6 protein-coding genes are annotated in these 8,281 nt (G+C 70.7%); 3 read left to right on the forward strand and 3 right to left on the reverse strand.

Features of this window, described 5'->3' with window-relative positions:
- Both QR77_RS21345 and QR77_RS21350 read right to left on the reverse strand, forming a co-directional pair.
- Nucleotides 1–1,327 (reverse strand): sigma-70 family RNA polymerase sigma factor (locus QR77_RS21345; protein WP_236710756.1); only part of this gene is annotated, 1,327 nt, incomplete at its 3' end.
- Nucleotides 1,328–1,532: 205 nt separating this feature from the next.
- Entirely contained in the window at nucleotides 1,533–2,291 is a 759-nt protein-coding gene (locus tag QR77_RS21350; protein ID WP_040023667.1) for a helix-turn-helix domain-containing protein, read from the reverse strand.
- A gap of 350 nt (nucleotides 2,292–2,641) precedes the next feature.
- Here QR77_RS21350 and QR77_RS21355 point away from each other — a divergent pair, with 350 nt between their 5' ends.
- Together QR77_RS21355 and QR77_RS21360 are read left to right on the forward strand one after the other, a co-directional pair.
- Nucleotides 2,642–4,051 carry an NAD(P)/FAD-dependent oxidoreductase gene (locus QR77_RS21355; RefSeq protein ID WP_052488955.1) on the forward strand — a complete coding sequence of 470 codons (1,410 nt, stop codon included), beginning with the start codon at nucleotides 2,642–2,644 and terminating at the stop codon, nucleotides 4,049–4,051.
- Nucleotides 4,052–4,216: 165 nt separating this feature from the next.
- Entirely contained in the window at nucleotides 4,217–5,956 is a 1,740-nt protein-coding gene (locus QR77_RS21360; protein ID WP_040023669.1) for an ATP-binding SpoIIE family protein phosphatase, read from the forward strand.
- A 9-nt stretch (nucleotides 5,957–5,965) separates the two neighbouring features.
- Here the strand turns inward: QR77_RS21360 and QR77_RS21365 are convergent, their stop codons facing one another.
- Complete coding sequence (locus tag QR77_RS21365) at nucleotides 5,966–7,321, reverse strand: MFS transporter (RefSeq protein ID WP_040023671.1); 1,356 nt, start codon at nucleotides 7,319–7,321, stop codon at nucleotides 5,966–5,968.
- A 121-nt stretch (nucleotides 7,322–7,442) separates the two neighbouring features.
- Between QR77_RS21365 and QR77_RS21370 the strand changes: the two genes are divergently transcribed.
- A complete protein-coding gene (locus QR77_RS21370) occupies nucleotides 7,443–8,009 on the forward strand; it encodes a MarR family transcriptional regulator (protein ID WP_040028398.1) in 567 nt (188 codons plus the stop codon).
- Nucleotides 8,010–8,281 lie beyond the last annotated feature (272 nt).

An 8,281-nucleotide genomic window follows, 5' to 3' on the forward strand; every position in this document is an offset into this window, starting at 1 on the left:
CTCCCGCCGCACCCGCCACGCCGCCCGCCACGATCCCGGCGGCCTTGAGCGCGTACCCGGCGGCGAACCAGCCGATGACGGCGACCGGAAGCAGCGCGGGAATACCGGAGTTGACGTGCGCGAGCTCACCGGCGGCGAGCCGGCACTTGGCGCACTCGTCCAGGTGCTTGCGCAGCCCGCGCTCGGCCCGCGTCCGCAGCCCGCCGCGTGCGTAGGCGCCGAGCCGGTCGGCGTAACGGGCGCAGTCACCGCCCGAGGTGAGCGCGGAGCTGACGTGCGCCTGCAAGTAGGCCTGCTTGAGTCCCTCGCGGGCCCGACTCGCCAGCACCGCCGTGGCATTGGCGCTCAGACCGAAGAGCGGGGCGACCTTGCTCGGCGACTCCTCCTCGACCGTGGTGTGCCAGAGCACCGCCTGCCAGCGCTCCGGCAGACTGCGGAAGGCCTGCATGGCGAGGGACTGTTCGGCCTCGTGCATCGCCCGCACATCGGCGCCCAGCTCCAGGGTGTCCGGGGCGGAGACGTCGGTGGACCGGGCCGCCTGCGCGGCGAACACCGCGAAGTCGTCGACGAGTTGCTCGCGCTTCGCCGACTTGGTCCAGGACGCGGCGACGCGCCGTACGGTCGTCAGCAGATAGGCCCGCACAGCCTGCTCGGGCCCGGCGCCTCCGCGCACCGCCTGCAACGTACGGGCGAACACCTCGGCGGTCAGGTCGTCAGCGGTGTGCGCGTCACGGCAGCAGGTACGCGCGTAGCGGCGCACCGCGTCCGAGTGCCTGCGGAACAGTTCCTCGTACGCGCTGTCGTCACCGGCCCGCATCCGCTGGATCAGATCGGCGTCGGACTGCGGCGGATCGGCCAAGGGCGCGCCGACGGCGGGGAGTTCGAGCGTCGGGACATCGGGTGACGATCCCCCGTGCCCCTCCCGCTGCGCCGGCACACCACGCCGCGCCCCGGCACCGGCGGCACCGGGCCCGGCCGGCGGCCCGACGGGACCCCCTTGCCTGCCGGGACCACCCTGCCTGCGGGGACCACCCTGGCCGTCGGGACCACCCTGGCCGGGAACTTCCGCCCCCGGTAAGCCGGTCCCGGACAATCCGTCGCCGGGCGATCCACCGCCGGACAACCCGCCCCCGGAGGAACCCGCCCCCGGCAGACCCGCACCCGGAGTACTCGGAGTACCCGGGCGTGCGGATCCACCAGGGCCCGGAGCCCCCTTGGGGCCACCCTGGCTCGGCACCTGTGGAGAGGGCCCCCCGAGGCGCCCCACACCTCCGGCGCTGCCGGCATCGCCCCCGCCGCGCGGCTTGTCCCGTCCGTCACCGCTCATCGCGGAAGCCCCCGTACGTCCCCTTCAGACCCAAACACCGGGAAAGAGTCGCACAGGGCACCGCCTCACCGGGCCCCTATGGCCGGCAACCACTCATCCGGGGCCGATTCGCGAATCCGAGGGCCCGACTTCACCCGTTGGTGGAAGGCCCAACAGGGCCTTCCACTACGCCAGTTCGATCGGACCGAGCGGGGAGATCCAGCGGCTACGCCCGAGGGCGCAACCCCTCCAGCAGGATGTCGAGCAGCCGTGAGGAGGCGGCGGCCTGCTGCGCCGCGTCCGGCAGCGCGGGCGCTGCCGTGGCGATCACCAGCAGGACATCCGCAACCGTCACATCACCGCGCAACTCACCGGACGCACGCGCCCGGTCCACCAACTGCCCCACAACTTCGAGCAGTTCGACCGCGCCCGGATCGTCCAACTCCTCGGGGGCCGGCCGTCCGACCACCCGCAGATCCGGCTGTCCCGGCTGCCGCTGCTGCGGCACCCGCGCCTCGGACTGGGTCTGCGCCGGCACACCGACCAGCAGAACAGGGTCGTCGGCGTCCACCCCCACCCGCAGCACCTGTGGCGGCAACAGCCGCCCCGCCCCCGAGGCCACCGAGGTGCGCAGGAAGCGCGCCAGCGCCGACCACGGCTCCTCCTCCTGGCCGAGCGCGGTACGCGCCTGGTCGGTGAGTCTGGACGTCTCTTCCTCGGCTATTCGCCGGACAAGCACGTCCTTGCTCGGAAAACGCCGGTAGACCGTGCCGACCCCGACCCGGGCCCGGCGCGCGACGTCCTCCATGGGTGCTCCGTACCCCAGCTCGCCGAACACCTCGCGAGCCGCTCTCAGTACGTGTTCCAGATTGCGCTGCGCGTCGACGCGCAGCGGTGTCGAGCGGATCGCGCCGCTCCCGCCGCCCGATCGGCCGTCACTCTCAGCGACGACGGCAGTCTGCCAATGCGAATCTTGAATATGCATAACCGTTCCCCCGGTAATGATGTGTCTCCCCCCGGAGACGCCCCGTTTTGGTCGTGACTTGCAGTGACAACCGGAGCGAGCGACCGAGTCAGGTGTCGTGCGCTCCGGTGATGACGAACATAGTTGAGCCCGGGGCAATTCAGAAGAGGGGGTTCCGCCCCGACCGCCGCTCGATCGGAGCAAGGGCCGGGCGCCACCCGCCTCAACCGCCCCCGCAGACCGTCGACATGCCCCCTGACCTGCGAACTCTCCCTGATTCCCGACCATTTGCGACCCAGGGCGGCCCTCAACCGCCGGTCACACAATTTGCCGGGGCTGTGGACAAAGCCCGAGGCCCGTTGCCTCATGGGATGGTGAAGGCAGAGATCTCTCCAGGGACGACCCCCGCGCCCGCGCACAACAGGCGCATCCTCGTTGTCGGCGGCGGTTACGTCGGGATGTACACCGCGCTGCGGCTCCAGCGGAAGCTGCGGAGAGGCGAGGCCGAGGTCGTCGTGGTGTCGCCCGACCCGTATATGACCTACCAGCCGTTCCTGCCCGAGGCGGCCGCCGGGAACATCTCACCCCGTCATGTCGTGGTGCCCCTCAGACGGCTGCTCGACAAGTGCGCGATCCTCGTCGGCGAGGCGACCTCCATCGACCACGCCAACCGCACGGCCACCGTGCGGACACTCTCCTACGACGAGGAGAGGCGAACCGGCACCGTCGACGTCCACTACGACGAACTCGTCCTCGCCCCCGGTTCGGTGTCCCGTACCCTCCCGGTCCCCGGTCTCGCCGAACACGGCATCGGCTTCAAGACGGTCGAGGAAGCCATCGGCCTGCGCAACCACGTCATCGAGCAGTTGGACATCGCCTCCTCCACCCGCGACCCCGCCGTCCGCGACGCCGCCCTGACCTTCGTCTTCGTCGGCGGCGGCTTCGCCGGCGTGGAGGCGCTCGGCGAGCTGGAGGACATGGCCCGTTACGCCACGCGGTACTACCACAACATCAAGGCCGAGGACCTGAAATGGATCCTCGTGGAGGCCAGCGACCGGATCCTGCCCGAAGTGGGGGAGGAGATGGGCCGGTACGCCGTACGCGAACTTCGCGCCCGCAACATCGACGTACGGCTGGAGACCCGCCTCGACTCCTGCGAGGACCGGGTCGCCGTACTGAGCGACGGCACCCGCTTCCCGACCCGCGCCGTCATCTGGACCGCCGGCGTCAAACCCCACCCGCTCCTTGCCGCCACCGACCTGCCACTCGACAAGCGCGGCCGCCTCACCTGCGCGGCGACCCTCGGCGTCGAAGGCACCGAGCACGCCTGGGCGGCGGGTGACGCCGCGTCAGTACCCGATCTGACCGCCGGCGAACCAGCCGCTGGTGAGCCCCGCCAGGAGTGCGCCCCCAACGCCCAGCACGCCGTACGGCAGGCGAAGATCCTGGCCGGAAACATCCTCGCTTCGCTGCGCGGCGAACCTCTGCGGGACTACCGTCACGCGTACGCGGGCTCCGTCGCCTCCCTCGGCCTCCACAAGGGCGTGGCCTACATCTATGGCCGTAAACTCAAGGGCTACCCGGCCTGGCTGATGCACCGCGGCTACCACCTCAGCCGCGTCCCCACCTTCAACCGCAAGGCACGCGTCCTGTCCGAATGGATACTTTCAGGACTCTTCAAAAGAGAGATCGTCTCGCTCGGTTCGCTCGAACATCCCCGTGCCGAATTCGAACTCGCCGCAGGAGGCGAAGCAGGAGGCAAACCTCCTGAGGAGAACTGACCCCCGCCGACCTGGGGACGGCCGAAGACCGCCGCCGTCAGTGCGGCCGGCCACCCGGGACGTGTGACCATAGGTGGGCTCGCATCTGCACAGAGTGACCCGGCCCGAGCCCGGCTCGCCCTGCCATGACGAACAGCAACACGACACCATGAGGCCTGAGAATCCGTGAACTTCCCGCGTTGGAGCGCCCGGCTCCCCGGCACACGCCGCGCCGCCGCAGCGCGCACGGACCGTGGCTCCGTGCCAGGGGCCCGTGGTGAGTACGAGCAGCCTCCCGTCCCTCCGTCCGCGCCTCCCACGGACATCCCCGCGCTCGAAGAGCTCTCCGTACGGGAAATCCTCGGCGGGCTCCCCGCCCTGGTCGCCCTCGTGTACGGGCCCGAGCACCGCGTCGCTTATGTGAACGGCGCGTACGAGGCCGCCTTCGGCCCGCGCACCATCGGCGAGCGTGCCGCCGAGAGCTGCCCGGAGCTGGCGGAGCTGGGACTGCTGCCGCTCCTCGACCAAGTGCTGCGCAGCGGCAAGCCCCGCACGGTGAAGTCCAGGAAGCTCCAGCCCCGGGACACGTCGGAGGGCGAGGCCGACAGAGCGGTCCGGTCCGACCGGACCGACAAGACAGTCAAAGCAGATAAGCCAGACAGACGCGGCGAGGGCTCCTACACCGTCACCTGCACGCCCGTCGGCTGCGACGGCGGCGGTGTCCTCATCTTCGCCGCCGACGTCACCGACCACGCCGAGGCGGCCGAACGGTTGCGCACCAGCGAGCGCCGCCACCGCCAGACCGCCGTCACACTCCAGCGCTCCCTGCTGCCGCAGAAGCTGGAGCAGCCGGACGACCTGCGGGTCGCTGCCACGTACCAGCCGGGCGGCGAGGACGCGGCGGTCGGCGGCGACTGGTACGACGTGATCACCCTCGGCGCCGGCCGTACGGCCCTGGTCATCGGCGACGTCATGGGCCGGGGCGTCCGCGCGGCCGCGGTCATGGGACAACTGCGCACAGCCGTGCGCGCGTACGCCCGCCTCGACCTTCCCCCGCACGAGGTCCTGCAACTCCTCGACGGACTCGCGGCCGAGATCGACGCGAGCCAGATCGCCACCTGCGCCTACGCGGTCCACGACCCCAACGAAGGCCGGCTGATCTACGCGTCCGCCGGCCACCTGCCCATCCTCGTACGGGCCGAGGACGGCACGGTCGAACGCGCCGCCGACCCGACGGGCCCGCCGCTCGGCACCGGCGGCTGGATCCACACCTCGGGCAGCATCGCCCTCCCGCCAGGATCCACCGCCGTCTTCTACACGGACGGTCTCGTGGAGCGCCGCAGCGAGGACATCGACGAAGGGGTCGGCCGCCTGGAGCGCGCGCTGTCCGGCGCTACGGGATCGCCCCAGGTCATCTGCGACCGGCTGATCCGCGCGCTGGGCGTGACCGCCGACCACGACGACGACGTGGCGGTGATGGTCCTCCAGCACCCCGCCCGTACGGGCACGGACGCCGAGCTGTTCCACAACGCGGCGCTCGACCTGCTCGGCGGCATCGAGGCTGCGCCCCGCGCCCGCGCCTTCGCCTCGGGGGTCCTCTCCTCCTGGCGCTTCCCCGTCGAACTGCGGGACCTGGGGGTGCTGGCCACCAGCGAACTGGTCGGGAACTCCCTCCAGCACGGCACCCCGCCCATGCGGCTCCGCCTGCGCCGTACCGACCGTCGGCTGATCATCGAGGTGACGGACGGCGACGACCACCTGCCACGCCGCCGCCGCGCCGAACCGGCCGACGAGGCGGGCCGCGGCATCTCGATCGTCGCGACGATCGCCTCGTCCTGGGGCACGCGCCGTACGCCGGGCGGCGGCAAGGCGGTCTGGTGCGAGTTCGCCCTGCCGGTCAGCGGCGTCGGCGGCACCTCCCGATAACACCGCCGCTCACCGCCCGGCGGACACCATGTCCCGCGCCACAACCGCGTCGGACACGACCTCTTCGGACGCGACCTCTTCGGGCAGATGCTGAGCGACCACCCGCGAGGTGGAAGCGAGCGCCGGCCTGTCCTGTACGGGGGTGAGCCGGCCACCGAGGCGCAGCGCCAGCACGGTGACGCCCAGCGAGAACACCACGAACGTCACGATGTACGGACCGTGCAGCGTCGCCCCCATCGGCCCGCCGACGGCCGGACCGACCGCCAGGGCCAACTGCTTGACCAGCGCGAACACCGAGTTGTACTGCCCGATCAGCGAAGGCGGCGCCAGATCGGCCACCAGCGGCGCCACGGTCGGCGACAGCATCGACTCACCCAGCCCGAACAGCGCGTACGTCGAGATCATCGCGGCCGTCGCCATCGTCTGACTGCCGTGCCCGAGCCCCGCGTATCCCGCGACCACCCACGCGAAGGCCCAGACCAGCCCGACAGCGGCGATGACCCGGCTGCGGCTGCGCCGTTCCACCAGCCGCAGCACCACGAACTGCGCGACCACGATCACCGCGGTGTTGGCGGCCAGCGCGATGCCGAGCGTCGCAGGAGCGATCCCGGCGGCCTCGGTCGCGTACGCGGAAAGACCCGACTCGAACTGTCCGTAGCAGGCGAAGAACACCACGAAGCCCAGCACACAGAGCTGCACCATGGCCCGGTGCGCGAGCAGCGCCCGGAAGCCACCGGTCCCCTTGCCGGACCCGTCGCCCCGAGGAGGAGTGAGCAGCGCGCCGGGGACAGCGGCCGGCTTCGGCAGCCGGACCGTGGCCGCGATGGCGGCGAGGACCAGGAACATCACGGCCTCGACCGAGAACAACAGCGTGAAGCTCGACGGCCGGTCGATGTCGACGAACAGTCCGCCGATCAGCCCGCCGATGCCGATGCCGAGGTTCTGGAGGAAGAACTGCATCGTGAACGCGCGGGTACGCGTCGACGGCGTCGAACACCACACGACCATCGTGGCCAGCGCGGGCTGGAGGACAGCCGTACCCGCACCCAGGACAGCCGCCGACAGCACCGTGCTGGGGACACCCCCGGACAGGCCGAGCCCCACGGCGCCGACGGCGGCCAGGACAGCCGCCCCCACCAGTACGGGCAGCGGACCGCGCCGGTCGATGACACGCCCGGTGAAGGGCAGGACCACCAGCGCGGCCAGCGCGAAGACGGCGAGCACGGTGCCCGCCGTACCGGAGCCCAGGTCACGCACCTGAGCGACGTAGACGTAGAGATACGGAACCGTGAACCCGAGGCCGAACGCACTGAGCGCGCTCCCCGCCTGGACCCGGCGCATCGCTGCGCCCCCCACCCTGGTCATGCTCACCACCTTTGTAAGAACGAAGGACTTAAGTCTGAAGACTTCGAAGCTAAAGTTAGAAGTTCAACAATACACATCGAAGGACTTCAAGGCCAACGACATGACGTGCGACAATCCCTCGATGTCCGACACACCCGAGCAACCCGGCCCCGCCGAGCTGCGGGAACCGAGCCTCGACGCGCAGATCGCCGCCTACCAGCGCGAGTTCGCCGACCTGGATCCACAGGTCGAGAAGGTGGTCTCGGCACTCGGCCGGCTGAACCGCCGGATGAACGTGGCGTACGGCAGACAGGTCTCCTACCTCGGCATCAGCAACGCGGAGTGGGAGGTGCTCAAGACGCTCGTACTGGCGGGCGCGCCGTACCGGCTGGGTCCCGGCGAACTCGCCAAGCGCCTCGGCCTAACCCCCGCGGCCATGACCCACCGCATCGACCGGATGGCGGGCGAAGGGCTGGTCACGCGGGACCGGGACGAGAACAACCGGGTCCGGGTCATCGTGGAGCTGACGGACGAGGGCCGTACGAAGTGGTTCGAGGCCATGCGTATGGCGACGGACTTCGAGGAAGAGCTGCTCCAGGACCTGTCGGCGGACGAGCGGGCCGTGCTGGGGGAGCTGCTGATCCGCCTGCTGCGCCGGGTGGAACACGCCCAGCCGGACGCGGGCGGACGGCTCACGGACCTGGAGTAGTCGGGGGCCTGGAACGGGGCGCCGGCGGGGCCGAAGAAGCTGCTTGACACGGCCTGTGCCGATCCGTAAGGTTCTTCGAGCTGTCACGGCGCCACATCGGCACCCTGACAGCCACTCCCGCCGCATCAGCGGCACACAAACTCTGCATGATCCCCAGCCGGGACGAATTTCGGCATGCCGAAATTCATTTCGAAGACCCGATTATGAGTCGCCTGCGGAATCCGCTAGAGTTTGAAACGTCGGAACGGCCGCAGGGCCGGGAAGACACCCCC

The organism is Streptomyces sp. 150FB, from assembly GCF_000818195.1.
Lineage (GTDB): Bacteria > Actinomycetota > Actinomycetes > Streptomycetales > Streptomycetaceae > Streptomyces.

Coding starts and splice junctions, on each gene's coding strand:
- QR77_RS21355 (WP_052488955.1), top strand. CDS start 2,642: ATGGTGAAGGCAGAGATCTCTCCAGGGACGACCCCCGCGCCCGCGCAC.
- QR77_RS21350 (WP_040023667.1), bottom strand. CDS start 2,291: ATGCATATTCAAGATTCGCATTGGCAGACTGCCGTCGTCGCTGAGAGT.
- QR77_RS21365 (WP_040023671.1), bottom strand. CDS start 7,321: ATGACCAGGGTGGGGGGCGCAGCGATGCGCCGGGTCCAGGCGGGGAGC.
- QR77_RS21370 (WP_040028398.1), top strand. CDS start 7,443: ATGTCCGACACACCCGAGCAACCCGGCCCCGCCGAGCTGCGGGAACCG.